Origin of the sequence: Motilimonas sp. 1_MG-2023, from assembly GCF_030547455.1 — a bacterium.
Taxonomy (GTDB): Bacteria; Pseudomonadota; Gammaproteobacteria; order Enterobacterales; family CBDFNC01; genus Motilimonas.
This window is the reverse complement of the sequence record NZ_JAUOPX010000194.1, coordinates 1-255: the sequence shown is the minus strand read 5'-3', so window position 1 is coordinate 255 and position 255 is coordinate 1. Positions and strand designations below refer to the sequence as shown.

Genomic DNA, 255 nt, shown 5'->3' with positions numbered 1-255 from the left:
CCACGCCCCTCCCCTGGCCCTGACAACACTCCCACTTGCCACCGTTTACTCGACTTTTAAGGGTTAAGTCGGAAATGCTGGTTCCCGCGTAGTAGAACTCACGCATATTGAGGTTAAAGTGGCTATTAAGTTGATCCACTTGGCTTAAATCGAGCCATTGGCGAGTGCTTAAATTGGGTAAATTTTTCAAGTTGAGATTGAGCTAAGTAAAGGTCAGCGGGCGGGGTTTGTCGTAGCTAGTAAAACTAATCTCGC

The 255-nt window shown here is 47.5% G+C and carries 1 protein-coding gene; it reads right to left on the bottom strand.

Translation table 11 applies throughout. From position 1 onward, the window contains the following. Window positions 1–190 (bottom strand): hypothetical protein (locus Q4519_RS21920; RefSeq protein WP_303516078.1); only part of this gene is annotated, 190 nt, incomplete at its 3' end. Window positions 191–255: the final 65 nt, after the last annotated feature.